We start from the raw sequence: 24415 nt of genomic DNA on the forward strand, positions 1-24415 counted from the left end.
ATCGCTACGCCGCCATCCTGGCCTTCAGGGCCTGCGCCACCTTCGACGCCGGCTCGCGGCCAAGCGCGGCGCAGATGTCGCGGCCGGCGCTCGCGATCGCCTCGAGATCGACGCCATGCTCGATGCCGAGCCCGTTCATCAGGTAGATGACGTCCTCGGTGCCGACATTGCCCGACGCGCCCTTGGCGTAGGGGCATCCGCCCAGGCCCGCGACCGCGGTGTCGAACACGGCGATGCCACGCTCCATCACCGCCAGGATGTTGGCCAGCGACTGACCGTAGGTGTCGTGGAAGTGCGCCGCGATGCTTTCGCGTGGCACCTTCTCGGCGACGGCATCGATCATGGCGACGCATTCCGCCGGCGTGCCGACGCCGATCGTGTCGCCGAGCGACACCTCGTAGCAGCCCATGCGGAACAGGCGGTCCGAGACCTCCGCCACCTTCGCCGGTGCCACCTTGCCGTCGTAGGGACAGGCGATCACCGTCGAGACGTAGCCCCGCACCTTCATGCCGTGCTTGCGGGCCGCCTCCATGACCGGGGTGAAGCGCTCGAAGCTCTCGTCGATCGAGCAGTTGGTGTTCTTGCGGCAGAAGGCTTCCGAGGCGGCGGTGAAGACGGCGATCTCCTCACACCTCGCCTCGACCGCGCCGTTCATGCCCTGCTTGTTGGGCACCAGCACGGGATAGCCGACGCCGGGCTTGCGCCTGATCTGCGCCATCACCCGGTCGGTGTCGGCCATCTGCGGCACCCATTTCGGCGACACGAAGCTGCCGGCCTCGACGGCGGCATGGCCGGCGGCCGACAGCGCGTCGATCAGCCTGACCTTGGCCTCGACCGGCACGGGCCGCGCCTCGTTCTGCAGTCCGTCACGCGGGCCGACCTCGACCAGTCGGACCCTCTTGGGCAGATTCATCGCTCTCTCCACAGGTGCCTGCCCCATATTCGCGCCAATGACGCGCCGCGCAAGCGGTCGAGGGGGAAGCATGTTTCGATGGACGATAAGGCAGCCGGTCGACGGCCTGGTCGTCGCGCCGAGCGAGCGCCTGCCCTGGCCCCAGACCGCGGTGCTCGGTCTGCAGCACGTCATCGCGATGTTCGGCGCGACGGTGCTGGGGCCGCTGCTCATGGGCTTCGATCCCAACGTCGCCATTCTCATGGCCGGCGTCGCGACCCTGATCTTCTTCGTCGTCACCGGTGGGCACGTGCCGAGCTTTCTCGGCTCGCGAAACCTCGTCGTCGCCGCCATCACGCTCGTGCTCGGGACCGGCGACTTTACCCTCCGGTTCCACGAGTTCGCCATGGGCGGCATCGGCACGGCGACCTTCGGCGCCATCCTGCTGCATGCGCTTCTCGCGCGCGGCAAGCCCTGATAGCCTGCCCCCCGAGGAGACCCCCCCCATGGCCCAGCAGCTCAGCAACCAACGCATCGCCTGGTTCAACGGCAAGTTCATGCCGGAAAACCAGGTCATGATCCCGTTCCGCGACCGCAGCTGGAAGTACGGTGACGGCGCCTTCGACATGACTCGCACCTTCGAGGGCAAGCCATTCCGCCTCAAGGAGCACATCGACCGCTTCTACCGCTCGCTGCGCTACCTGCAGATCGATCCGGGCATCGGCCCCAAGGACATGGTCGCGCACAGCGAGGAAGTGGTGGCACGCAACGAGCATCTGCGGCCCGCCGTCGGCGACTGGTGGGTCGGCCAGCGCGTCAGCCGCGGCGTCGATGCCGTGGGCGACGAGGGCTGGGACCACACCGGACCGAACGTGGTGATCGAGGTGCTGCCGCTGCCGCTCGCCAAGCGCGCCCACATGTTCCGCGACGGCGCCGAGGTGATCACGACGACGACGCGCCGGACGGCACCGTCGATGCTCAGCCCGCGCGCCAAGACGCACAACTACCTCAACATGATCATGGCCGAGAAGCCGGTGAAGGCGCTCAATCCCGACGCCTGGGCGATCCTGCTCGACGAGAACGGCAACCTCGCCGAGGGCCTGGGCAGCAACATCTTCGTCGTACGCGAGGGCGAGATGTTCACGCCCTCCGAACGCTACGTGCTGCCGGGCGTCAGCCGGCAGATGACGATGGACATGGCCAAGCGCCTCGGCATCGCCTGCACGGCGGGCGACATCGACCTGTTCGACGCGGCCAACGCCGAGGAGATGTTCCTCACCTCGACGAGCCTCTGCATCCTGCCGGTGAAGAGCTTCAACGGCGCGCCGGTCGGCGACGGGCGCGTGCCGGGGCCGGTCACGAAGAAGCTGATCGACGCCTACGCCAAGGACGTCGGCTGCGACTTCGTCGCCCAGTATCTGCGATTCATTCAGTAGCGCAGAACAATCACAGGCATTGAAACTTCTCCGCTCGCCGCGCGAGATTCGCGCGGCGCGAAAGTGCTCGTCGCCGATTCGGAGCGTTTTGTTGGTGACAACGGGCCGCGTGCTTTGCCACAGTTTGATCACAGCATTGTCCTCGTCGCCGGACGAGTCGCGCATTTTCAATCGTCTCATTCATCCAGTTCATTTCGAGCGGACGGACCCACGATGAATATCCTGCTTGTCGAGGACAGCGCGCATCGCCGCGTCGCCATCCTGCGCCACCTGATGGCCTGCGGGCATCGTGTGACGCCCGCCAGCTCGATCGAGGAAGCGCACGAGATCGTCCGCTTCGTCGAGCATCCCGACACGCCGGCCGACGTCGTCGTGATGGCCGAGCATCTCGAGAGCGAGGGCGGCACGGAGTTCCGCCGGGCGCTCGGCGCGCGCTTCCGCGGCCTGCGCTGGGTGCTGTTGCCGGCCCACCACGATATCGGTTGCCTTGCCGAGCGCATCGAGCAGGATCACGGCCGCGTCGGCGGCGGCCTCAACGTGCTGCTGATCGATGCCGACGACGGCCGGCGCGCCGCGATGGTCGGCCACATGCTCGATTGCCGCGACCAGGTCGTTGCGTGCCGCTCCCTCGCCGAAGCGCAATCGCACCTGCACACTCTCGCCGAAGGCGACGATCCGCTGCATGCGATCGTCAGCGACGTCACGCTCGACGACGGCAACGGCTTGAGTTTCTACCTCGCGGCCAAGCGGCGCTTTCCAGCGCTGCGCTGGATCGTCACGGCGCGCCCGCGAGATTCGCGCCACGCCGCGCCGCTGCGCCTTCCCCTGAGCCTCTGAACCGAGCCCTGTCGCTCCGGGCCGACCTGGGGTAGACTAAAGCCAGTGGTTGGATCGCGGCTCCCTCGTGACCGGCGACCATACTGGCCAGCCAGCCATGATCGGCCCGCGGCCCTTCGAACTCTTTCGTTCGGGAGGAAGCCATGGCCATGCAAAACCACATCCGCAATCCCATCGAATGGGGCTGGGACCAACTCAAGGGAACAGGCCACGTCCTGGAGAACGCCGCCAGCAGCATCGACGGCGCGTGGGAAACGCACGACGCAGCGCCACCCGTCGTCCGACCGATCGCCGTGGCCGACCTGCGCGAGGCGCTTGCCCGGGGCGTGCGCGACTTCACCGCCTGCCGCACCGACGTCGTCTTCCTGTGCATGATCTATCCGGTGGCGGGGCTGGTGATCTCGCGCCTGGCCGTCGACTACGGGTTCCTGCCCCTGGTCTTTCCGCTGGTCTCGGGTTTCGCCCTGATCGCGCCACTGTTCGGCGTCGGCCTCTACGAGATGAGCCGGCGGCGTGAGCTCGGCATTGCGCGAGGATGGTCCGACGCCTTCGCCGTGGCGCGCTCGCCGTCGTTCGGCTCGATTCTGGCGTTGGGCCTCATCCTGCTCGGCCTGTTCGCGCTCTGGCTATGGGCGGCGTGGCTGATCTACACCGTCACCCTCGGGCCCGACGCCCCGGTTTCCGCCCTCGCCTTCGCACGCGACGCGGTCACCACGCACGCGGGCTGGACGATGATCCTGGCCGGCGTCGGAACGGGGTTCCTGTTCGCGATCGCGGTGCTGGCGATCAGCGTGGTGTCGTTCCCGCTGTTGCTCGATCGCAACGTCGGTGTCGGCACGGCCATCGCGACATCGCTCAAGGCCGTGCGCGACAATCCCGGGCCGATGGCCTTGTGGGGCCTGATTGTCGCGGCGGGTCTGGTGCTGGGAGCACTGCCGCTGCTGGTCGGCCTCGCCATCGTCCTGCCAGTGCTGGGCCACGCCACCTGGCACCTTTATCGCAGGGTGGTCGCGCCGGCCTGACCCTCAGCCGGCTTCGAACTCGACCAGTTCGGCACCCTCGGCAACCTGCTCGCCGACGGCGTAGCGCACGCTCTTGACCGTGCCGTCGGCGGGAGCCGCGAGCGTGTGCTCCATCTTCATCGCCTCGAGTACGAGGAGCGGCTGGCCCTTGCTGACGCTGTCCCCGGCCTTGACCTTGAGGTCGATGATCTTGCCCGGCAGCGGCGAGCGTACCGAGGCCTCGCCCGCGCCCGCCGCCTCGTAGCGGGTGACGTCGAGCGGATCGACCAACACCAGCCGCCGGTTCGCGCCATGGGCGAACAGGCTGTATTCGATGGCGCCGTCGTTGGCGCGGCGGCGCACGACCGTGGCGACGAAGGTGTCGCCGGCCAGCCGAATCGCCAGCCGGCCGCCGTCGGCGCGCTGCACCCACGCCTCCGACGACCCACCCGGCAGTTCGAGGAGCAGTCCGCCCGAACGCGGTCGACGGGCGATCACGGCAACCTCGCGCTCGCCGTCCCTCCACCGCACCTCGTCATGGCCCTCGTCGAGCAAGCGAAACCCGTTGGTCTGGTCCCATGGATCACGCGTGCCGTCGGGACGCTCGAACTCTGCCAGCCGCGCCAAGGTGGCGATGGCGAGCGCGCGATCGTCGGCCGGCGCCAGCTTGGCGAACAGCGCCTCCCGATGACGCTCGATGAAGCCCGTGTCGACTTCGCCGCCGACGAATGCGGGATGGACGCACAGCGCCTTCAGCAGGGCGGCGTTGGTCGTCACGCCGACCACTTCGGTCTCACCCATCAGCGCCGCCATGCGCCGCAGCGCCGAGGTCCGGTCGCGGTCGTGCACGATTACCTTGGCGATCATCGGATCGTAGAACGGCGTCACCGTGTCGCCCTCGCGCACGCCTGTATCGACGCGCACGTGCGCTCCCTCCTCGGGCAGCCGCACGTGCATCAGCGTGCCCGTCGACGGCAGGAAATTGCGCGCCGGGTCCTCGGCATAGAGTCGGACCTCGACGGCGTGGCCGTCGATGCGAAGCTCGTCCTGCCGCAACGGCAGACGACCATCCGCCGCGACGAGAAGCTGCCATTCGACGAGATCCTGCCCGGTAATCGCCTCGGTGACCGGATGCTCGACCTGGAGCCGGGTGTTCATTTCCATGAAGTAGAACGTGCCGTCCTGGTCGGCGATGAACTCGACCGTGCCGGCGCCGACATAGCCGATCGCCTTGGCGGCGGCGACCGCCGCCTCGCCCATCGCCTTGCGCCGCGCCGGTTCCATGCCGGGTGCGGGCGCCTCTTCGATCACCTTCTGATGCCGACGCTGGATCGAGCAGTCGCGCTCGAACAGATAGACGCAGTCGCCATGGCCGTCGGCGAAGACCTGGATCTCGATGTGGCGCGGCCGCGTCAGATACTTCTCGATCAGCACATGGTCGTCGGCGAAGGAGGCCTTGGCCTCGCGCTTGGCGCCGGCCAGGGCGTCAGCGAACTTGCCCGCCTCCTCGACGATGCGCATGCCCTTGCCGCCGCCGCCCGCCGACGCCTTGATCAGCACCGGGAAGCCGATGCGCTCGGCCTCCCCCGCTAGCAGGTCGAGCGCCTGGTCGTCGCCATGATAGCCCGGCACCAACGGCACCCTGGCCTTCTCCATGATCTTCTTGGCTTCGCTCTTGGACCCCATCGCGCGGATCGCCTGTGGCGGCGGTCCGATGAAGACGATCCCTGCCTTGGCGCAGGCCTCGGCGAAGCCGGCATTCTCCGACAGGAACCCGTAGCCCGGATGGATCGCCTGCGCGCCCGTGCGCTTCGCCGCCTCGATCAGCTTGTCGGCCACGAGATAGCTCTCGCGTGCCGGCGATGCGCCGATATGAACCGCCTCGTCCGCCATCGCCACGTGCCGCGCGTTGCGGTCGGCGTCGGAATAGACCGCCACCGTCTTGATGCCGAGCCGCCGTGCCGTCTTGACGACCCGGCAGGCGATCTCGCCGCGGTTGGCGATCAGGATCTTGGCGAACATCGCTATTTCTTCGGCCCCGGATACTCCGGCCAGAACGCCGTGTCGCAGGGTGCCTCGGTCCAGGTCTGGTCGCGCCCGAGTCCGATCAGCCAGTGCAGGAATGCGAGTCCGTCCTCCAGCTTGGCTTCCGGATGGGAGCGCTTGTACTCGGCCTTCGCCGAATCGGTCGCCGCCGCCGGCTCGAGCATCATCTTCCACGGCAGGTCGGTGCAGTACTTGTGCGCACCGGCCGCCTCCGCATCGGGCGTGCGCTCCTTCAGCAGGGCGTCGTAGTGAAACGAGCCGAGCGATCGGCCGTCGTCGGCTGCCTTCGCCCTCTGCTCGTCGGCGGCGAACTTGCCGAGCAGAGCCGTCCAGGCGGGGTCCTTCGAGGCGCAGTACCGATACCGCTTGTCCATCGCCATGATGATGCGATCGATGTCGTCGGCCCTCCCGACCTTGCACAGCTGAGTGGCGATGCGCGCCTGAGCCGCTGTCGACACCACGATCTCGCCCAACCGGCTGGCCCTGCCGACACGGGGATCCGTCTGGGCGGCCGCCAGGGACGGCGCCAGGGCCACGAGAATTGCGGCAATCGGGAGGAGTTTGTGCATCAGACGGCCCACCTTGGTTTGCGCTTGTCGAGGAACGCCTTCATGCCTTCGAGCGCCTCCTCGGTCACGCATTGATTGGCGACGTGCTCGCCCAGAAAGTCGGCGGTCGCGCCGTCGTGGGGGCGACTGTCGACTTCCGGAACCAGCGTCTTGATCAGCTTCTGCACCGAAGGCGCGCCGAGCTTCAGCTCGGCAGCCAGCGTGGCGACGGTGGTATCGAGTTCCTCCGCGTCGACCACCTGGTCGACCAGGCCGATGCGCAGCGCGGTCGCCGCGTCGAAGAGGCCGCCGTGCATCAGAAGCTGGCGCGCCATCCTCGGGCCGACCGCCTCGATCAGGGCCGGGATGGCGATGCCGGCGAGCAGCCCGTTGCGCACCGACGTCATGCCGAAGCGCGCCGTCGACGCCGCCACCGCGAAGTCGCAGGCCAGCATCAGGCCGACGCCACCGCCGACCGCCGCGCCATGCACGCGGGCGATCGAGGGCTTGGGGAAGTCGTAAATGGCCTGCACCGCCCCCATCATGACGTCGGCGCCGACGCGCCGCGTGATGGCATCGAGCCCGGGCCAGCTCAGCACCCAGTTGAAGTCGCCGCCGGCCGAGAAGACGGCGCCCTCGCCGCCCACAACGAGCACACGAACAGTCTCGTCGGCGGCAAAGGCGTCGAGGGCGTCGACAACGGCTCGCGCGGCCGCGGCATCGAGCGAGTTCATATCGGCCGGTCGATTGAGACGCAGGGTCGCCACGCCGGACATGACGGAGGTAAGGATCGGAGCCATGTCCACGATCACATGCGGAAGACGCCGAACTTCGTGGTCCCGATCGGCTGGTTCATCGCCGCGGACAGACCGAGCGCCAGCGCCATGCGCGTGTCGACCGGATCGAGGATGCCGTCGTCCCACAGCCGCGCCGTCGCGTAGTAGGGATGGCCCTCGCGGTCGTAGGCCTCGCGCACCGGCTGCTTGAATTTCTCTTCTTCTTCTCTCGACCACGTGCCGCCCTTGGCCTCGATGTTGTCGCGCCGCACCGTGGCGAGCACGCTGGCGGCCTGCTCGCCGCCCATCACCGAGATGCGCGCCGACGGCCACATCCACAGGAAGCGCGGGCTGTAGGCGCGGCCGCACATGCCGTAGTTGCCGGCGCCGTAGCTGCCGCCGACGATCACGGTGAACTTGGGCACCGCGACGGTCGACACGGCGGTCACCATCTTGGCTCCGTCGCGGGCGATTCCGCCGGCCTCGTACTTGCGGCCCACCATGAAGCCCGTGATGTTCTGCAGGAAGACGAGTGGAACGCCGCGCTGGCCGCACAGTTCGATGAAGTGTGCCGCCTTGAGTGCCGATTCGTTGAACAGGATGCCGTTGTTGGCGACGATGCCGACCGGATGCCCCCAAATGCGCGCGAAGCCGGTGACGATGGTCGTGCCGTAGAGCTGCTTGAATTCGTCGAGTTCGCTGTCGTCGACCAAGCGGGCTATCACCTCGCGCATGTCGAAGGGCGTCTTCGAATCGGCCGGCACGACGCCGTAGAGCTCCTCGCCCGCGTATCTCGGCTCCACCGGGTCGAGAAGCGAGACGGACGGGCTCTTCCTCCAGTTCAAGTTGGCGACGATTCGGCGCGCCATGCCGAGCGCATGGCTGTCGTTCATGGCGTAGTGGTCGGCAACCCCCGACGTGCGAGCATGTACGTCGGCGCCGCCGAGATCCTCGGCGCTCACGACCTCGCCGATAGCCGCCTTCACCAACGGCGGGCCGGCCAGGAAGATCGTGCCCTGCTTGCGCACGATGATCGTCTCATCGCTCATTGCCGGCACGTAGGCACCGCCCGCCGTGCACGAACCCATCACCACGGCGATCTGCGGGATGCCTTGCGCCGACATGTTGGCCTGGTTGTAGAAGATGCGGCCGAAATGGGTCTTGTCGGGGAAAACCTCGGGCCATTGCGGCAGGTTCGCGCCGCCCGAATCGACCATGTAGACGCAGGGCAGGCGATTCTCCATCGCCACCTCCTGCGCCCGCAAATGCTTCTTCACCGTCATCGGGTAGTACGTGCCGCCTTTCACGGTGGCATCGTTGCACACGATCACGCACTCCACTCCGCTGACGCGGCCGATGCCGGTGATGACACCCGAGCCAGGCGCCTCATTGTCGTACATGTCCATCGCCGCGAGCGGCGACAGTTCGAGAAAGGGCGAACCGGGATCGAGCAGCGCGCGCACCCGCTCGCGCGGCAGCAGCTTGCCGCGCGCGACATGGCGTTTGCGCGATTCCTCGCCGCCACCCAGCCGCACCTTGTCGGTACGCTGGCGCAGGTCGGCGACCAACGCCCGCATGGCCTCCGCGTTGCGCCTGAAACCATCGGAACGGGTGTCGATCTGCGAGGAAAGAACGGTCATGACCGGGTCAAACTGCCCGGACCCGCGAGCCCGTGCAAGACCGTGGGGCGGAACGCATCCGGATCGATCAGGGTAGGCGCGAGAGGTTACGCCAGGCCGAGCTCTGCGCGGTGAAGGCCCGCTGGTTGGCGAGGCCGGTGGCAAAGGCCGCGTCGCGCTCGGCACGCTCCTTCAGTACGGCCTCGCTGCTCTTGCGAAACGCGTCGAGCACGGCCGGGGACCATTGCTTGAAGACGACGCCGGCAGCGCGCAGCTTGTCGAGAGCGAGCCCCTGCAATTGCGGCGACCGGCTGAGCATCCACACCATGTTGGCGCGGCAGGCGGTCTCGATCTGGGAACGCTGCGCGGGCGCAAGCTGATCCCACTTGTCCTTGCGCATCAGAAAGTCGAGTACAGCCGAGGGCTGCTGCCAGCCCGGGAAATAATAGGGCAGCCCGAGCTTGTCGAAGCCCAATGCCGCGTCGATCGCCGGTGTCGACATCTCGCCGCCGTCAACCTTGCCCTGCTGCAGTTCATGGAAGAACTCGCCCGCGCCCAACGGCACGACCGTCGCCCCCAGCCGCGTCAGCACGTCCGCCGAGTTCTTGCCGTAGCGCAGCCGCAAGCCCTTCAGGTTCGCAACCGTGCTGACATCGCCGCGGAACCAGCCACCACCCTTGGGCCCCTGCACGCCACAGGGAATGCCGACGACGCCCAGCTTTTCGTAGGCGTCACGGTGAATGCGGCCGCCATCCCCTTCGATCAGCCAGGAGGTCATTTCGTGCGGCCCCGGTCCGAACGGGACGGTGGCGAAGAGGCCGAAGACCGGCGTCTCCGCCGCGGCATAGCCTGACCAGGTGAAAGCGGCTTCGAGGCGGCCCTCGACCACAGCCGTGAGCATTTCGGGCGTCGGAGCGATGTGGCCGGGCTCGACGATCTTGATGACGAGGCCGCCGCCGGACACATGCTTCACAGTCTTGGTGAAGGCGCGCACCCCCTCGCCTGCACCCGGCAGGCTGGGATTAAACGCGGTCTGCATCTTGATGACACGGTTGCCCGTCGCAGGGTCGCCGGCCACGGCAACACCCGCCCAAGCCACCAAGAAAGCGGCGAAGGCCCCAACCCTCCCCACGTTACGGCGTACGGTCATCGGGCCGCCGTCCGGTCTCCCCAAGTCTTGTTTCCGGCCGATTGTGCGGCCTTGTTCACACCGAATGAGTTTCGCATGCCATGAACCCGGGAACAAGCGACCGATGGCGCTCAGAGCGCCGCCATTCCCCTGCCGATCAGGATGCGCTGGACGTCGCTGGTGCCTTCGTAGATCTGGCATACCCGAACATCACGCCAGATCTTCTCGGCCAGGTAGTCGGCGACGTAGCCGTAACCGCCATGGGTCTGAATCGCAGCCGAGCACACCTCCTCGGCCATTTCCGAAGCATATAGCTTGGCCATTGCGGCTTCGGTGAGGCATGGCCGACCGGCATCGCGCAACGTTGCCGCATGCAGCACCATCTGGCGGGCGACCGTGATTTTCGTGGCCATGTCGGCCAGGCGGAACTGGACTGCCTGATGGTTGATGATCGCCGTGCCGAACGCCTGTCGTTCCGAGGCATAGGCCCGCGCCAGCTCGAATGACGCCCGCGCCATGCCGACAGCCTGGGCAGCGATGCCGATACGGCCGGCCTCGAGATTGGCGAGCGCGATGCGATAGCCCTCGCCCTCCGCGCCGAGCATTGTATCGGCGCCGACGGCACAATCCTCGAAGGCGATCTGGCAGGTGTCGGACGACTTCTGGCCGAGCTTCTTTTCGACCGCGGCGACGCGGTATCCCGGCGTCCGGGTCGGCACGATGAAGCACGAGATGCCGCGCTTGGGCGACGTCGGGTCGGTGACGGCGAAGACCAGCGCAACGTCGGCGCTGCGGCCCGAGGTGATGAACTGTTTCACTCCGTTCAGGAGCCAGCCGTTGCCGCGCCGCTCGGCGCGCGTCTTGAGGTTCGAGGCGTCGGAGCCGGCGTGCGGCTCGGTGAGGCAGAAGGCGCCCAGTACCTCGCCCTGCGCCATGGGCTTCAGCCACCGCTCCTTCTGCTCCGACGAGCCGTAGGCCAGCAACGCCGCACAATCGGGCGAGTTGTTTACGCTCATCACCGTGGAAAGGCCGCCATCGGCCGCCGCGATCTCCTCCAGCGCCAGCACATAGGAGACCATGTCGGCGCCGGCGCCTCCCCACTCCGTCGGAACACACATGCCGAGGAAGCCGAGTTGCCCCATCTCGGCCAGAAGCGACCGCGGGATCTCTCCCGCCGCCTCCCAGGCCCGCACGTTCGGCAGCACCTTGTCCTGCGCGAAGGCGCGGGCGGTATCGCGGATGAGTATCTGTTCTTCGCTGAGGATCATGCCTACCGCCTCGCCAGCAGCCGTGCACGCTGGCGCTGCCAGTCGCGGTCCTTGATGGCCTGGCGCTTGTCGTGCGCCTGTTTGCCGGTGACGAGGGCGATCTCGATCTTGGCGCGGCCACGCGGATTGAAATAGACCTGAAGCGGCACGACGGTGCGGCCCTCGCGCTGGATGGCGCCGATCAGCCGGTTGATCTCCTTCTTATGCAGCAGAAGCTTGCGCGGCCGCTTGCGCTCGTGGTTGAAGCGGTTGCCGCCGGCGTACTCCGGGATGTCGGCATTGACCAGCCACGCCTCGCCGCCGTCTTCCGTGACGTAGGATTCCGCGATGGAGCTTCGGCCACCGCGCAGCGACTTGACCTCGGTGCCGGTGAGCGCGAGTCCGGCTTCCATGGTCTCCTCGATGAAGTAATTGTGCCGCGCCTTGCGGTTCTGGGCCACCACGGTGCGGCCCAGGTCCGGTTTCTTCGCCAAGGAGGTCTCGCCTAGTTGATCAGGCCGGCATGCACCATGGCATCGCGCACCTGCTTCTTGGTGGCGTCGGTACATTCGACCAGCGGCAGCCGGAGCTTGGCCGAGGATTGCCCGACCAGCTCACACGCGTACTTGACCGGGGCGGGGCTGGTCTCGACGAACAGCGCCTTGTGCAGCGGCATCAGCCGATCCTGGATCTCGAACACCTTGTCGAGATCGCGTGCCTTCCAGGCGTCGTGCATGTCCGCACAGAGGCGCGGCGCAACGTTGGCCGTCACCGAGATGCAGCCGTCGCCGCCCTGCGCCATGAAGCCCATGGCGCTCGCGTCCTCGCCCGAAAGCTGGATGAAGCCTTTCTTGGCCTTGAGCTTGGTGAGAGTCGGCCGTGCCATGTCGTAGCTCGCGTCCTTGATGCCGACGATGCCCGGCACCTGCGAGAGGCGAATGACCGTGTCGACCTGCATGTCGCCGCCGGTGCGGGGCGGCACGTTGTAGAGGATGATCGGGATGTCGACGGCCTCGGCCACCGTCTTGAAGTGCTGGAACAGGCCTTCCTGGGTCGGCTTGTTGTAATAGGGCACGACCAGCATGGCGGCGTCGGCGCCGGCCTTCTTGGCATGGCGTGTGAGGTCGATCGCCTCCTCGGTCGAGTTGGAGCCGGTGCCGGCGATCACCGGGACGCCGGACCCCTTGGCGGCCTGGATGCAGATGTCGATGACGCGCTTGTGCTCGTCGTAGGAGAGCGTCGGCGACTCGCCGGTGGTGCCGCACGGCACGAGGCCGTCGGTGCCCTCCTTGATCTGCCAGGCCACGAACTTCTCGAAGCCCTTTTCGTCGACCGACCCGTTCTTGAACGGAGTAATCAACGCGACGAGCGATCCGGAAAACATGGCTTCCTCCGACCTTTTCTGGTGGCCGAACAGCATAGGCTCCGCTCCCTGCCGGAGCAAGGCGAGCAACCGTCCGCCGAGGCCCGGGACCGCGGGTCGACAGGGTATGGCGGACTTGGGTCAGCCCGTCGCTGTCCGCGGACCGAACAGGATGATCGCCGCACCGACCAAGCAGACAGTGCCACCGATCTGATCCCAGCGATCCGGCCTTGCGCCCTCGACGATCCACAACCAGACAATCGAGGCGGCGATATAGACGCCGCCATAGGCGGCGTAGGCTCGGCCGGCCGCCGAGGACTCGACGAGCGTCAACAGATAGGCGAACAGCGCGAGGCTCATCAGGCCGGGCGCCAGCCACCACGCGGGCTTGCCCAGCCGCAGCCATCCCCAGAAGGCGAAGCATCCCGCGATCTCGGCGGCTGCGGCGCCGACATAAGCTGCGATCGAAATCACGTCCGTTCTCCTCGCGCGCTCCAACTTGCCATTGTGATGCCGCAAGCTCCTGCCTACGATTCCCTGCCGTGAAAAGAGCAGCCATCCCCCTCGTCCTGATCTCTGCCGCCTTCGCGTCCGCGCCGCAGGCCCAGCAGGGCAGTGTCACGATTTTGCGCGGCGAGAGCAATTCGGGAGCACCCGACACCGGCGTGCGCCGCGTTTCGCCGGGTACGCCGGAGCCCGCGGCGCGGCCTTCCGGCCCCGCGCGCGGCGCGGCGCAGCCGATCGCCACCGGCCAGGGCATCGTGCCTGCCCAACCCGGCGACGTTGCGCAGGCGCTGACCGACGCGAAGCCCTTGAGCGACGCCGAGGCGGCCGCTCTCGGCGCCGCGCTCAAGGCGGTCGACGAGAACCGTTGGGCGGACGCCCGTACCTCGGTCGCCAATTTCGGTCAACCGCTTCTGGTACGGATCGTCGAGTGGAACATCCTGCGCGCGGCCCCTCGGACCGAGGCCGATTTCGCCTCCATCTGGCGCTTCCTGCGCGAGAATCCCGATTGGCCCGAGCCAGAGGTGCTGCGGCGCCAAGCCGAGGACCGCATCGGCGCCGACACGCCGGCCAACGAGGCATTTCGCTACTTCACCGCCTTCCCGCCACTCACCAGCTCCGGACTCATCCGCCGCATGGATGCCGCGCAGGCCGCGAGCCCCAAGGACGTGCCGCGGCTCGCCCGCGAGAGCTGGCGCAACGGTACCTTCCGTGACTCGGACGAGACGGACTTCCTCAATCGCTACGGCCATCACCTCACGGGCGAAGACGATATCGGCCGATTCGACCGTATCCTGCGTCAAGGTCGCACCCAGGTCGCGAGCGCCCTGCTCTCGCGACTGCCTCCCGACTACCAGCCGGTCGCTCGCGCGCGACTGGCGATGGCGACGCGTGCAGCCGACACGGTGACCATTCTGCGCGGCGTTCCGGCGGCCAGGCTGAACGAGCCGGCGATGCGCCTGGAGCGCGTCGCCTGGCTGCGCCGTACCGGCAACCTCGAGGAGGCCAAGTCGATCCTCGTCGCGCCCACGCCCAATCCGTCGGGCCAGTGGTGGACGGAGCGCCAACAGGTGGCGCGCGAGCTGCTAGCCGCGGGCCGTGCGGCCGATGCCTACGCCGTCGTCGCTCCGCATGGCTACACGCGCGGGCTGGCTTTCGCCGAGGCCGAGTTCCTCGCCGGCTGGATCGCGCTGCGACATCTCAAGAAGCCGGCCGAGGGCCTGAAGCACTTCCAGACGCTGTACGACGGCGTGTCGACCGACATCTCCAGGAGCCGCGCCGCCTATTGGCTCGGGCGCACGCACGAATCCGCCGGTCGGAGCAAGGAAGCCAAGGACTGGTACACGCGCGCCGCCGGATTCGGCCAGACCTTCTACGGCCAACTCGCCGCGCGCAAGCTGCCGGGAGGCGCGGCGCGCCTGCCGTCCGATCCGCTGGCGTCCGACGGGGACCGCCGGGCGCTGAGCACACGCGAACTCGTGGTCGTCGCCCGGTATCTCGGCCAAGCCGGCGACTATGAGCGCACGCGGCCCTTCCTGTTGCGACTCGCACGCATGGTCGAAGGGCCGGGGCAGACGCTGCTGCTCGCCCAGCTCGCCGCCGAGCTGCGTCGGCCCGATATATCGGTCGGCATCGCCCGGCGCGGCGTGGAGAACGGCGTCACCCTGTTCGACGCCTCGTTCCCGGTCGTCGACATCGGCGCCACGGGTTCCATCGAGCGCGCCTTGGCGCTCGCGCTGACGCGGCAGGAAAGCCAGTTCGACGCGGCAGCCGTCTCGTCGTCCGGAGCGCTCGGCCTGATGCAGCTCCTGCCGGGCACGGCACGCGACGTGGCGGGCCGGCTCGGCATGCCTTTCATCCGGGAAAAGCTGACGCGCGACCCGGCCTACAACGTCCAGCTGGGCAGCCAGTATCTCGCCGAGATGCTGCAGCGCTTCGGCGGCTCGTACGAGGTCGCGCTCGCCGCCTACAATGCGGGGCCCAACCGCGTGGCGCGCTGGCTCGAGACGATGGGCGATCCGCGCAGCGGCAAGATCGACATGGTCGACTGGATCGAGATGATCCCGTTCGGCGAGACGCGCAACTACGTGCAGCGCGTCATGGAGGGAGTCGGCGTCTATCGCGACCGCCTGAACGGGCCGTTCCGGACACTGCAGCCCGCGATGGGGGGCTCCTAGCCCAGGATGATCTCGGTCGACCCGCAATCAACCGAAGGGGAGAACCGCCATGGCGATTGAGCCGTTCGCGACGCGCGACTTCAATTCGCAGATCCAGCGCTCGTTGGCCAAGGTCTATCTCGGCGCCGCGACGGTCGGCGAGGTCATGGCGGTGGCGGCGCGCATCGAGGACGGCAATCTCACGAGCTGGCATGCCGGATGGCGCGCACTGGCCGACGACCTGGCGGCTAGGGCCGAGCGCGAACGCGCGGCAGGCCATCGTCAATCGGCATTCCACCTTTTCCTGCGCGCTGCCGAATCCTTCCGTCAGGCTGGCTTCTTTCATCGCGTCGATCTCGACTGTGCGGAACTGCAGACCTCGTGGCCTGCAAGCGCGCGCTGCTTCCAGGAGGCGATGGCGCTGTCGCCCTACCCCTGCGAAGCGGTGCGCGTGCCGTTCGAGGGTCGCGCGTTGCACGCCTGCTTCATGGCGCCGGAACGCGACGCGGGACCCTGGCCGACGCTGATCGTGCCGAGTGGCTACGACGGCTCGGTCGAGGAGAGCGCTCTGATGAACGGCCTGCCGGCCCTGGCGCGCGGCTATGCCGTGTTGGCTCTCGATGGGCCGGGCCAGGGCAAGACGCTCTACGATCCCACGACGCGCGCCTTCATGCGACCCGACTACGAGACGGCGATGGGCGCCGCGCTCGACTACCTCGTCGGACGCACCGAGGTGGATGCCGGACGCATCGCCGCCCTCGGCTGCAGCTTCGGCGGCTTTCTCGTGCCGCGCGCGGCCGCCGTCGAGCGACGGCTGGCGGCCCTGGTGGCCGATCCCGGCCAGTACGACATCGGCGCTGCGCTGCTCGAGCGGCTGCCGCCCGCACTGCTCGCCCGTCTCGACGACGATGACGAGGACGCCGTGCGCGCCTTCGAGGTTCTCGGCGCGACGCCTGACGGCGCGCTGCTGTTTCACCCCCGGATGGCGGCGCACGGCGTCGCCACGGTGCAGGCCTACTGCCGGCACCTCCGCGACTTCCACAATCGCGACGCGGCGGCGCGCATCACCTGCCCTAGCCTGATTTGCGACAACGAGATCGACGTCGTCTCCACCGGCCAGGGCCGCAAGCTGGCCGATGCCATGATCGGCTGCACGGTCGAGTTCCTGCACTTCACCGCGGCGGAGGGTGCGGGTGGTCATTGCGAAGGAATGGGCCGCGAGATCTTCGACGAACGGGTCTACCCTTGGCTCGACCGCACGCTGCGGGTCAACGATTGATCTCGATCAGCAGCACCCAGGCGTCGAGCACCGCCTTGATGAACGAAAGCACGATGGCGGTCGCCACGAAATAGACGCCGGCACCCTCCGCGCCGGCCAACATGGCGAGGCCGCCGGCCGCATAGGGAAGAACGGCGGCGGCGAACAACACGAAATTGGTCGTTGTCTTGGCACGGCCTGCACTGCCGATGTCTCCTCTCGAACGAAGGGCGAGCGCGATTCCCAAAGCCGAAAGACCGACGCCGACCGCCAGCATTCCCGCCCCGACAATGTTCCAGGGTTGGCCGGGAATCAGCATCAGCGACGAAACGACGAGGATCGCCAGCAGCAGGCTCAGCGCCGCCAACGCGCGATCCGGCAGCATCGGGAGCGCCAGGATGCGGCTCGCGTTGAGCGACACGGCGACGAACAGCAGGCCCGCGAGCGCCGCCGAGGCGCCGACCTGCCCAAGGAAAAAATTGTCCCAACCCTCCATCGGAAGAATCTAGGGCAGTTTCATCCGCGGTGAAACCGCATCGACTCGTCCTTCGATGGGCGCCCTGGGCTCTACGTCGTCCGCATCGGGACCTCGGTCGGGTGCGCCCTTCGGCACGGGCCGTCGGCGCTTGGATAGTCCTGAAACCCGAGCCTGCGACGGCCGACGCCTACTCCTTCTCCACCTGCCGCTCGTACTGCTGGCCCAACTCGGCCAGCACCTCGGCGCTCTTTTGCGCTTCGTCGATCGCCACCATGCCGACGACGTTGTAGCCGTTGTCGACGTGCAGGATCTCGCCGGTGATGCCGCGGCCGAGGTCGCTCAGCAGGCTGAGTGAGGCCGCACCCACGTCGTCGATCGTCGTATTGCGTTTGAGCGGAGCATGCAGTTCCGCCCATTTGATGAGATGGCGCATGCCGGAGATGCCGCTGGCCGCGAGGGTCTTCACCGGTCCGGCCGAGATCGCGTTGACACGGATGTCCTGCTTGCCGAGATCGACCGCAAGGTAGCGAACGCTCGCCTCGAGCGCCGCCTTGGCCACGCCCATCACGTTGTAGTGCGGGATGACCCGCTCGGCGCCCAAGTACGTGAGCGTGAGCAGGCAACCGCCGCGCGTCATCAGCGGCGAAAGTCGCTGGGCGACCGCGGTGAAGCTATAGCAGGAGATATCCAGAGCCGTCGCGAAGTTGCGCCGGGTGGTGCGTATGTAAGGCCCCACCAGCTCGTTCTTGTCGGAGTAGGAGATCGCATGAACCACGAAGTCGACGGGTTCGCCCGGCCAGACCTCGCCCAGCGCGGTAACCAGCCGGTCGATGTCGTCGTCGGAGCCGACGTCGCACGGCAAGAGAGGCACGTCGCGGCCGCCCACCAGCGCCTTCACACGCCTGCCGATGGCCTCGTTCGGATAGGTCAGCGCCAATGTCGCGCCGTGCGCCAGCGCCATCCGCGCGACGCCCCACGCGAGCGAGCGCTCGTTGGCAACGCCCATGATCAGGCCGCGTTTTCCGGCGAACAGAGGTTCGGGCGCTAGCGTGCTTGGCATACGACTTTTCAACCTCGAAGCAGTCTTGTTGTTGCCCCTCTTACAATGTTCGACGGAAGGCCACGTTCACGTTTGATTACGATTTGTGTCTCGCGCAACTGCACGCAGCGCGCCATGGGAGCCATCGGCCGCGGTCGCCAGAACGGCCCCTTCCACGCCCGTCCCGAACGAAACCAGGCTTCGCCGGGGAAGAGATGATTCAAGCAGCGTGCGCTTTGCCCTGGCCGATCCGCTTCGACACTCCGTCCGGCAGTGGCCCCTTGTTCACGGCGGCAATAGCGGCATCGAGCTGGTCGAGCGTCGAGTAGCCGATCAGCATGGTGTGGACGCCGGGATGGGAAATCACGAACCGCTGGGCGAGCTCGGCCAGGTTTGCCGCGCCGGCTTCCTCGACCAGCGGCTCGAGCTTCCTGGCGCGTGCCACGTCGCCGGCGAAATCCGGTGCCGAGCCGATCGGATCGACCACCTGCATGGCGAGTGGGTGCCGCTCGGCCGTGCCGGCCAGCGCGCCGCCCGCCAGCGCGCGGATGATGATCGTGCCCATGCCGGCGGCCTGCGTGCTGTCGAGCAGTCGACCGTAGTCCTGGCCCGGTGTGCCCTTTGGCATCGGCCCGCCGGCACTGGGATTGAGGGCGTTGTAGACCACCTGCACCGTGTCGAAGAACTTCGAGTCGACGGCGCGCTGCAGCGCCGGCGTTTCGCCCACGCCGCTGAAGCCGATGAAGCGGATCTTGCCGGCCTTGCGCAGCTTCTCGAGCGCCGGCGCGACCTCGTCGAGCGCGATGTCGATCGCCATCCTATCATCGGCGTCCTTGGCGACCAGGGGATTGTGCAACTGGAAGAGGTCGACGCTGTCGCGATCCATGCGCTTCAGGCTTTCCTCGAGCGAGCGCGCAACAGATGCACCGACATTGGCGCGGTCCGCAGCCTTGAGGCGGAACTTGGTACCGACCACGACGTCGGCCTTCAACGCCTTCAGCGCCCGACCGAGGTTCTTTTCCGATTCGCCGTTGCCGTAGAGCGCGGCGGTGTCGAAATAGTTGATGCCTGCCTCGATGGCGCGCGCCGCCGCGCGTTCCTGGTCGCGCCCATCGCCCTTGGTGAACAATCCACCGACCGCACCGGCACCGTATCCCAGCACCGAGACCTCGAGTCCGGTGCGCCCCAACCTGCGCTTCTGCATTCAGCCCTCGCCCTCGATCCGTACCGCGCCCGCCGCGTTGTCGACCACGACATGGTTGTCGTAGTAGGTCACGGTCGGCTTGGCGCCGAACGCGGCCTCCATGCGCTTCTCCCATTCCGGCGTGTACCAGGCGCGCGCCGCCACCTCGGATTCCCACAGGTACACGCCGCCGCCACCGGCCTCGCCGTTGAGATAGTACTTCCTGACCAAGCCCTTGGGTCCAAGCGCGGCATAGGTCGGTGCCGACTTGCGTGCGGCCTCGACCGCGGTCTCGCGAGGCCGTTTGGTCATGGGGATTTGAACGATGGCGATGAACATGCTTGGTAGCCTACGGGTATCGAGCATCGGGAGCAAATCATGGGAGCGGCGCTGACCGGCATCGAGATGTGCGTGTTCGACGCTTACGGCACGCTGTACGATTTCAACTCCGCGGTGGCGCGCCATCGCGCGGCCCTCGGACCCAAGGCCGACGCCCTGTCGGAGATGTGGCGGACCAAGCAGATCTCCTACACCTGGCTGCGCAACAGCATGGGCAGCTATGCGCCGTTCTGGCAGGTCACCGGTGAGGCACTCGACCACTGCCTGGACGCGCACGGCCTGACCGACCCGGCGATCAAGACCAAGCTGCTCGGCGCCTACCTCGCACTCGATCCCTTCCCCGAGGTGCCGGCAATGATCGACAGGCTGAAGAGTGCCGGCGTGCGGCTCGCCATCCTGTCGAATGGCAATCCCGAGATGCTGGAGCCGATGGTGGCGGCCTCGACGCTGGCGGGAAAGTTCGAGGCGATCCTGAGCGTGCATCCCGCCGGAATCTTCAAGCCCGACCCCAGGGTCTATCGCCTGGTCGAGCAGAGCTGCGGCGTGAAACCCGGCGGGGTGTGCTTCCTGTCGTCGAACTGCTGGGACGCCCATGGCGCGGCGCATTTCGGCTTCAACACCGTGTGGATCAATCGCGCCGGCCTGCCCGACGACAATCTGCCAGGCCGGATTGCGACCGCGCTGAAGGACCTGTCGCAACTTCCCGCTCTGCTCGGTGTCGCCTGATGAGTTCGCTGCCGGGGTTTGCCGACGTTCAGGCCGCCGCACGCCGTCTGGCGGGCGTGGCGTTGCGCACACCGCTCCTGGAGAATCCGCGCGTCAACGACAAGCTGGGCGGGCGCTTGTTTCTCAAGGCCGAGTGCCTGCAGCGTACCGGCTCGTTCAAACTGCGCGGCGCCTACAACTTCCTCGCCGCAATGAGCGCCGACGATCGGCGCCGGGGCGTGGTCGGCTGGTCGTCGGGCAATCACGCGCAGGGACTCGCCGAGGCGGCGCGGCTGCTGGGCGTGAAGGCCATCATCGTCATGCCGGCCGACGCACCCGCCCTCAAGGTCGCCAACACACGCGCCTCCGGCGCCGAGGTCGTGTTGTACGACCGCGTCAGGGACAGCCGCGAGGAGATCGGGCTCGACATCGCCCGCAAGACTGGCGCCACGGTCGTGCCGCCCTACGATCATCCGTGGATTCTCACCGGTCAGGGGACGGCCGGGCTCGAGATCGTCGAGCAGGCGACATCGGCGGGCGTCACGCTGGATGCGGTCGCGGCCCCCTGTTCGGGCGGCGGGCTCTCGACCGGCATCGCCCTCGCGGTCAAGGGGCTGAGCCCGGCGACCAAGGTGCATGCCGGGGAGCCGGCGGGCTTCGACGATCTGGCGCGCTCGCTGGCGAGCGGCCAGAAGGAGAAGAACGACAAGCTCTCCGGCTCGATCTGCGATGCGCTCCTCGCACCGACGCCCGGCGACGTCACCTTTCCGCTGGCGCAAAAGCTGTTGTCGCCCGGTCTCGTCGTGACCGACGACGAGGTGCTCGACGCCATGGAGACGGCATTCCGCGAGTTCAAGCTCGTGGTCGAGCCGGGCGGCGCGGTGGCCCTGGCGGCGGCGTTGACGGGCAAGCTACCGGTCGAGAACCGGGCCGTCGCCGTGGTCTGCTCCGGCGGCAATGTCGACCACGAGACTTTCATCCGCGCACTCGGCCAACGGCCGAAGACGTGAAGCTGTCGCGCCGCGACCGCCGCGACTGGCGGATCATCGCGTGGATCGGTCTGACCAGTGCCGTGGTCAGCGTCTTTTTCGGCATGGCGATCCGCCCCGAGGCGGTTCCCGCGCCGGACGTCATCCTCACCAGCGTTGCCACCTCCGTGATGATCGCCACGCCGATCAGCCTGCTCGAGCTCAGAGGCCGCCGCTCGTCCCTGTTGCGACGCCTGAGGAGGCTGCCCCTCGCCGCGTTCTTCGGCCTCAAGGTGCTGGCCTATCTCGTCGTCATCCTCTGTGGATTGACCGTCGGACGCCTGCTGTTCGCTCCCGTGGAACGGGCCTTCGCCTTCGACAGCGCTTTCGAAACCTCGATCGTCTTCGCCATCGTCATGTCGGTCGTCGCCAATCTGGTGTTCGAAATGGGCGGACTGCTGGGCTATGGCACTTTGCGGAACCTGCTGACCGGCCGCTATGTCCAGCCCCGGCGGGAGCATCGCGCATTTCTGCTGATCGACATGAAGGGTTCGACGACGATCGCCGAGCGGCTCGGCCCGATCCGCTTCCACGAGTTGCTGAACGACTTCTTTCGCAACGTCGCCGACGCCGCGCTCGAATGCGAGGGAGAAATCCACAAGTACGTCGGCGACGAGGCGATCCTCACCTGGCGCGAGGCGACCGACGATTGCCTGCGCTGCCCCTTCGTGGTGCGAGATCTGATCGAACGCCACCGCAGCCACTATGAACACCGCTACAGCGTCGTGCCGGAGTTCCGCGCCGCCCTGCACTACGGCGAGATCGTCGCCGGCGAGATCGGCGACATGCGCCGCGAGATCGCCTATGTCGGCGACACGCTGAACGTCGCTGCACGACTGCTCGAGGCCGCCAAGCAGCTCGGCGAGGATGTTCTGGTTTCCGCCGATCTGCTGGAGCGCGCGCAACTGCCGCCGGGCCTGCGTGCCATCGACCTGCCGACGCTCGCCGTCCGTGGCCGGGTCGCGCCGCTCGGCATCGCGGCGCTGAGGGCCTAGGCCGGCGCGGGTTTGCGCCTCGTGACGCGGTCGAGCAGGCTGCCGAGGATGCCCTTGGGCAGGAAGATGATGAACAGCACCAGCAGCACGCCGTAGACGAGGTTGTCCCAGCCGACCGCCTTGGTGCCGAACGAGATGCGCAGCGTCTCGGCCATCAGGATGGTGATGACGGCGCCGACCGTGGGCCCGAAGGCGACGTAGATGCCGCCGACCACGACGGCGAACACCATCTGCAGCGACACCGCGATGCCGCTCACCGTGTCGGGCGAGATGAACATCTGGTACTGGCAGTAGAGTGCGCCGGCGAAAGCGGTCATGACCGCGCTCAGCACCGTGATCTTCAGTTTCTCGACCGTGACGTTGACGCCCGCCGCCGCCGCCGCGTCCTCGTCCTCCGAGATCGCCTCGAGCGCGCCGCGCATCATCGAGCGGTCGATCAGGTACCAGATGACGAGACCGACGGCCCACGCGCCGAGCGCGATGTAGTACCAGGTCTCCTTGTCGACGAACTGCAGGGCGGCGATGGCGCTGCCCTTGGTCCGCTCCGGCGTATAGCCGAGCGAGCCGCCGGTCTGGTCGCGCGTGGCGGTGATGACCTGCAGCACGATGCCGGAGAGCGCCAGGGTCACCAGCGCGAAGTAGTGGCCGGTGATGCGGAAGCGGAAGCACGGCCAGGCCACGATCAAGGCGAGCAAGCCCGCCGCGACCAGGGCCAGCGGGATGCCGATCCACGGCGACAGGCCGAAATGGTTCCACAGCAGCGCCGTGACGTAGGCCCCGACTCCCATGAAGCCGCCGTGACCGAGCGACACCAGGCCGAAGCGGCCCATGATCGACCACGACGTGTAGGCGAACGACCAGATCAGGATCAGCACGAGCACGTGCAGGTGATAGGGCTGCTTATAGACCAGCGGCAGCGCCAGCAGGATGGCGGCGCCAATCCAGAGCGCGGGATTGCGCGGGTTCACGAGCGCCTCGCCAGCAGGCCCTGCGGGCGGATGAACATCATCACGATGAAGAAGGCGAAGGCCAGCACGTATCCCCATTCGAGGTCGGAGTAGAGGCCGCCCAGCGAGATGATCTGGGCGAACAGGAAGGCGGCGACGAAGCCGCCGACGAAGTTGCCCAGCCCGCCCAGCACGCAGATCAGGAAGGTGATCGGTCCGAAGGAGAGGCCGACGAAGGGATGCACGTCGTACTGCAGCACGAGCAGGCAGGCGGCGAGCCCCGCCAGCGAGCCGCCGATCGCCGACGTGACGAGGTAGAGCTTGCGCGTGTCGACGCCCATCAGGGTCATGATCTGGCGGTCTTGCGAGATGGCCCGGATCGCCGTGCCGATATAGGTGCGGGTCATGAAGAGGTAGACCACGACCATGCCGGCGAGCGCGGCGAGGAAGGCGAGCAGGCGGGCGTAGCTGAAGTGCATCTCGCCGATCGCCAGCACCGGAAGGCGGATGCCGAGGTTGCGGAAGTCGATGCCGAAGGCGACGGTGGCGAAGCTCTGCAGGAAGAACAGCACGCCGCCGGTCGCCAGAAGCTGGTTGATTGGCGCGGAGTCGAGCAGTGGCGAGATTACCACGTAGTGCAGCACCAGGCCCAGGATGCCAACCAGCACGATCGCGGCCGGCGCCGCCAGCCACATCGGCACGCCGTAGACCGAGTAGAAATAGTAGAGGCCGTACATGCCGATCATGATCAGCTCGGCGTAGCAGATCCACACCACGTCGATGACGCCGAAGATCAGGTTCAGCCCGAGGGCCAGCAGGGCCAGGACACCGCCCAGCAGGATGCCGCTGATGATCGCCTCGAGCAGGTAGATGTCGAAGATCTCCATGG

At 67.5% G+C, this 24415-nt stretch carries 25 protein-coding genes; 9 read left to right on the forward strand and 16 right to left on the reverse strand.

Translation table 11 applies throughout. The features are described 5' to 3' along the window. Positions 1 to 4 precede the first annotated feature (4 nt). A complete protein-coding gene (locus KIT25_15910) occupies positions 5 to 913 on the reverse strand; it encodes a hydroxymethylglutaryl-CoA lyase (GenBank protein ID UYN93534.1) in 909 nt (302 codons plus the stop codon). Between the two features lie 70 nt (positions 914 to 983). On the opposite strand from KIT25_15910, the gene KIT25_15915 reads away from it, so the two are divergent. The 4 genes from KIT25_15915 to KIT25_15930 all read left to right on the forward strand — a co-directional run bounded on the left by KIT25_15915 (position 984) and on the right by KIT25_15930 (position 4187). After that, entirely contained in the window at positions 984 to 1370 is a 387-nt protein-coding gene (locus KIT25_15915) for a hypothetical protein (protein UYN93535.1), read from the forward strand. Positions 1371 to 1398: 28 nt separating this feature from the next. Then, on the forward strand, positions 1399 to 2328 hold the full coding sequence (locus KIT25_15920) for an aminotransferase class IV (GenBank protein UYN93536.1): 930 nt from the start codon (positions 1399 to 1401) through the stop codon (positions 2326 to 2328). A 213-nt stretch (positions 2329 to 2541) separates the two neighbouring features. Then, positions 2542 to 3165 carry a hypothetical protein gene (locus tag KIT25_15925; protein UYN93537.1) on the forward strand — a complete coding sequence of 208 codons (624 nt, stop codon included), beginning with the start codon at positions 2542 to 2544 and terminating at the stop codon, positions 3163 to 3165. 149 nt (positions 3166 to 3314) lie between these two features. After that, complete coding sequence (locus KIT25_15930; GenBank protein ID UYN97959.1) at positions 3315 to 4187, forward strand: DUF2189 domain-containing protein; 873 nt, start codon at positions 3315 to 3317, stop codon at positions 4185 to 4187. A gap of 3 nt (positions 4188 to 4190) precedes the next feature. Here the strand turns inward: KIT25_15930 and KIT25_15935 are convergent, their stop codons facing one another. The 9 genes from KIT25_15935 to KIT25_15975 form a co-directional block, all read right to left on the reverse strand. Then, on the reverse strand, positions 4191 to 6194 hold the full coding sequence (locus tag KIT25_15935) for an acetyl/propionyl/methylcrotonyl-CoA carboxylase subunit alpha (protein UYN97960.1): 2004 nt from the start codon (positions 6192 to 6194) through the stop codon (positions 4191 to 4193). Continuing rightward, a complete protein-coding gene (locus tag KIT25_15940; GenBank protein UYN93538.1) occupies positions 6191 to 6781 on the reverse strand; it encodes a hypothetical protein in 591 nt (196 codons plus the stop codon). Before KIT25_15940 ends, KIT25_15935 begins: the two co-directional genes overlap by 4 nt. Then, positions 6781 to 7560, reverse strand: a complete 780-nt coding sequence (locus KIT25_15945; GenBank protein UYN93539.1) for an enoyl-CoA hydratase/isomerase family protein — start codon at positions 7558 to 7560, stop codon at positions 6781 to 6783. Before KIT25_15945 ends, KIT25_15940 begins: the two co-directional genes overlap by 1 nt. Positions 7561 to 7568: 8 nt before the next feature. After that, a complete protein-coding gene (locus KIT25_15950) occupies positions 7569 to 9176 on the reverse strand; it encodes a methylcrotonoyl-CoA carboxylase (protein UYN93540.1) in 1608 nt (535 codons plus the stop codon). Positions 9177 to 9243: 67 nt separating this feature from the next. Continuing rightward, a complete protein-coding gene (locus KIT25_15955) occupies positions 9244 to 10194 on the reverse strand; it encodes a hypothetical protein (protein ID UYN93541.1) in 951 nt (316 codons plus the stop codon). A 221-nt stretch (positions 10195 to 10415) separates the two neighbouring features. Next, the gene (locus tag KIT25_15960) at positions 10416 to 11552 is read right to left on the reverse strand and encodes an acyl-CoA dehydrogenase family protein (protein UYN93542.1); all 1137 of its coding nucleotides are present in this window, start codon (positions 11550 to 11552) and stop codon (positions 10416 to 10418) included. A gap of 2 nt (positions 11553 to 11554) precedes the next feature. After that, the gene (gene smpB / locus KIT25_15965) at positions 11555 to 12100 is read right to left on the reverse strand and encodes an SsrA-binding protein SmpB (protein ID UYN93543.1); all 546 of its coding nucleotides are present in this window, start codon (positions 12098 to 12100) and stop codon (positions 11555 to 11557) included. Further along, positions 12037 to 12915: a 4-hydroxy-tetrahydrodipicolinate synthase gene (gene dapA, locus KIT25_15970; GenBank protein UYN93544.1), complete on the reverse strand. Its 879-nt coding sequence runs from the start codon at positions 12913 to 12915 to the stop codon at positions 12037 to 12039. The genes smpB and dapA overlap by 64 nt, the downstream gene beginning before the upstream one ends. A 120-nt stretch (positions 12916 to 13035) precedes the next feature. Then, complete coding sequence (locus tag KIT25_15975; protein UYN93545.1) at positions 13036 to 13368, reverse strand: YnfA family protein; 333 nt, start codon at positions 13366 to 13368, stop codon at positions 13036 to 13038. Positions 13369 to 13436: 68 nt separating this feature from the next. Here KIT25_15975 and KIT25_15980 point away from each other — a divergent pair, with 68 nt between their 5' ends. Together KIT25_15980 and KIT25_15985 are read left to right on the forward strand one after the other, a co-directional pair. Next, on the forward strand, positions 13437 to 15575 hold the full coding sequence (locus KIT25_15980) for a lytic transglycosylase domain-containing protein (protein UYN93546.1): 2139 nt from the start codon (positions 13437 to 13439) through the stop codon (positions 15573 to 15575). Between the two features lie 49 nt (positions 15576 to 15624). Continuing rightward, positions 15625 to 16833, forward strand: a complete 1209-nt coding sequence (locus tag KIT25_15985) for an alpha/beta fold hydrolase (GenBank protein UYN93547.1) — start codon at positions 15625 to 15627, stop codon at positions 16831 to 16833. Here the strand turns inward: KIT25_15985 and KIT25_15990 are convergent. The 4 genes from KIT25_15990 to KIT25_16005 form a co-directional block, all read right to left on the reverse strand. Continuing rightward, positions 16823 to 17308 (reverse strand): hypothetical protein, encoded by a 486-nt coding sequence (locus KIT25_15990; GenBank protein ID UYN93548.1) that lies wholly within the window; start codon positions 17306 to 17308, stop codon positions 16823 to 16825. The genes KIT25_15985 and KIT25_15990 overlap by 11 nt on opposite strands. A 169-nt stretch (positions 17309 to 17477) precedes the next feature. Next, on the reverse strand, positions 17478 to 18350 hold the full coding sequence (locus KIT25_15995; GenBank protein UYN93549.1) for an enoyl-ACP reductase: 873 nt from the start codon (positions 18348 to 18350) through the stop codon (positions 17478 to 17480). 199 nt (positions 18351 to 18549) lie between these two features. Then, the gene (locus KIT25_16000; GenBank protein ID UYN93550.1) at positions 18550 to 19533 is read right to left on the reverse strand and encodes an aldo/keto reductase; all 984 of its coding nucleotides are present in this window, start codon (positions 19531 to 19533) and stop codon (positions 18550 to 18552) included. Continuing rightward, complete coding sequence (locus KIT25_16005; protein UYN93551.1) at positions 19534 to 19824, reverse strand: hypothetical protein; 291 nt, start codon at positions 19822 to 19824, stop codon at positions 19534 to 19536. A 66-nt stretch (positions 19825 to 19890) separates the two neighbouring features. Between KIT25_16005 and KIT25_16010 the strand changes: the two genes are divergently transcribed. From KIT25_16010 to KIT25_16020, 3 genes are read left to right on the forward strand one after another with little or no spacing between them, the layout of a single operon-like run. Then, positions 19891 to 20577, forward strand: a complete 687-nt coding sequence (locus KIT25_16010) for a haloacid dehalogenase type II (GenBank protein ID UYN93552.1) — start codon at positions 19891 to 19893, stop codon at positions 20575 to 20577. Further along, on the forward strand, positions 20577 to 21566 hold the full coding sequence (locus KIT25_16015; GenBank protein UYN93553.1) for a threonine/serine dehydratase: 990 nt from the start codon (positions 20577 to 20579) through the stop codon (positions 21564 to 21566). Before KIT25_16010 ends, KIT25_16015 begins: the two co-directional genes overlap by 1 nt. Beyond that, entirely contained in the window at positions 21563 to 22579 is a 1017-nt protein-coding gene (locus KIT25_16020; GenBank protein UYN93554.1) for an adenylate/guanylate cyclase domain-containing protein, read from the forward strand. The genes KIT25_16015 and KIT25_16020 overlap by 4 nt, the downstream gene beginning before the upstream one ends. Here the strand turns inward: KIT25_16020 and KIT25_16025 are convergent. Together KIT25_16025 and KIT25_16030 are read right to left on the reverse strand one after the other, a co-directional pair. Continuing rightward, positions 22576 to 23625 (reverse strand): branched-chain amino acid ABC transporter permease, encoded by a 1050-nt coding sequence (locus tag KIT25_16025; protein ID UYN93555.1) that lies wholly within the window; start codon positions 23623 to 23625, stop codon positions 22576 to 22578. The genes KIT25_16020 and KIT25_16025 overlap by 4 nt on opposite strands. Further along, on the reverse strand, positions 23544 to 24413 hold the full coding sequence (locus KIT25_16030) for a branched-chain amino acid ABC transporter permease (protein UYN93556.1): 870 nt from the start codon (positions 24411 to 24413) through the stop codon (positions 23544 to 23546). The genes KIT25_16025 and KIT25_16030 overlap by 82 nt, the downstream gene beginning before the upstream one ends. Positions 24414 to 24415: the final 2 nt, after the last annotated feature.

Origin of the sequence: Enhydrobacter sp. (assembly GCA_025808875.1) — a bacterium.
Classification (GTDB): domain Bacteria; phylum Pseudomonadota; class Alphaproteobacteria; order Reyranellales; family Reyranellaceae; genus Reyranella.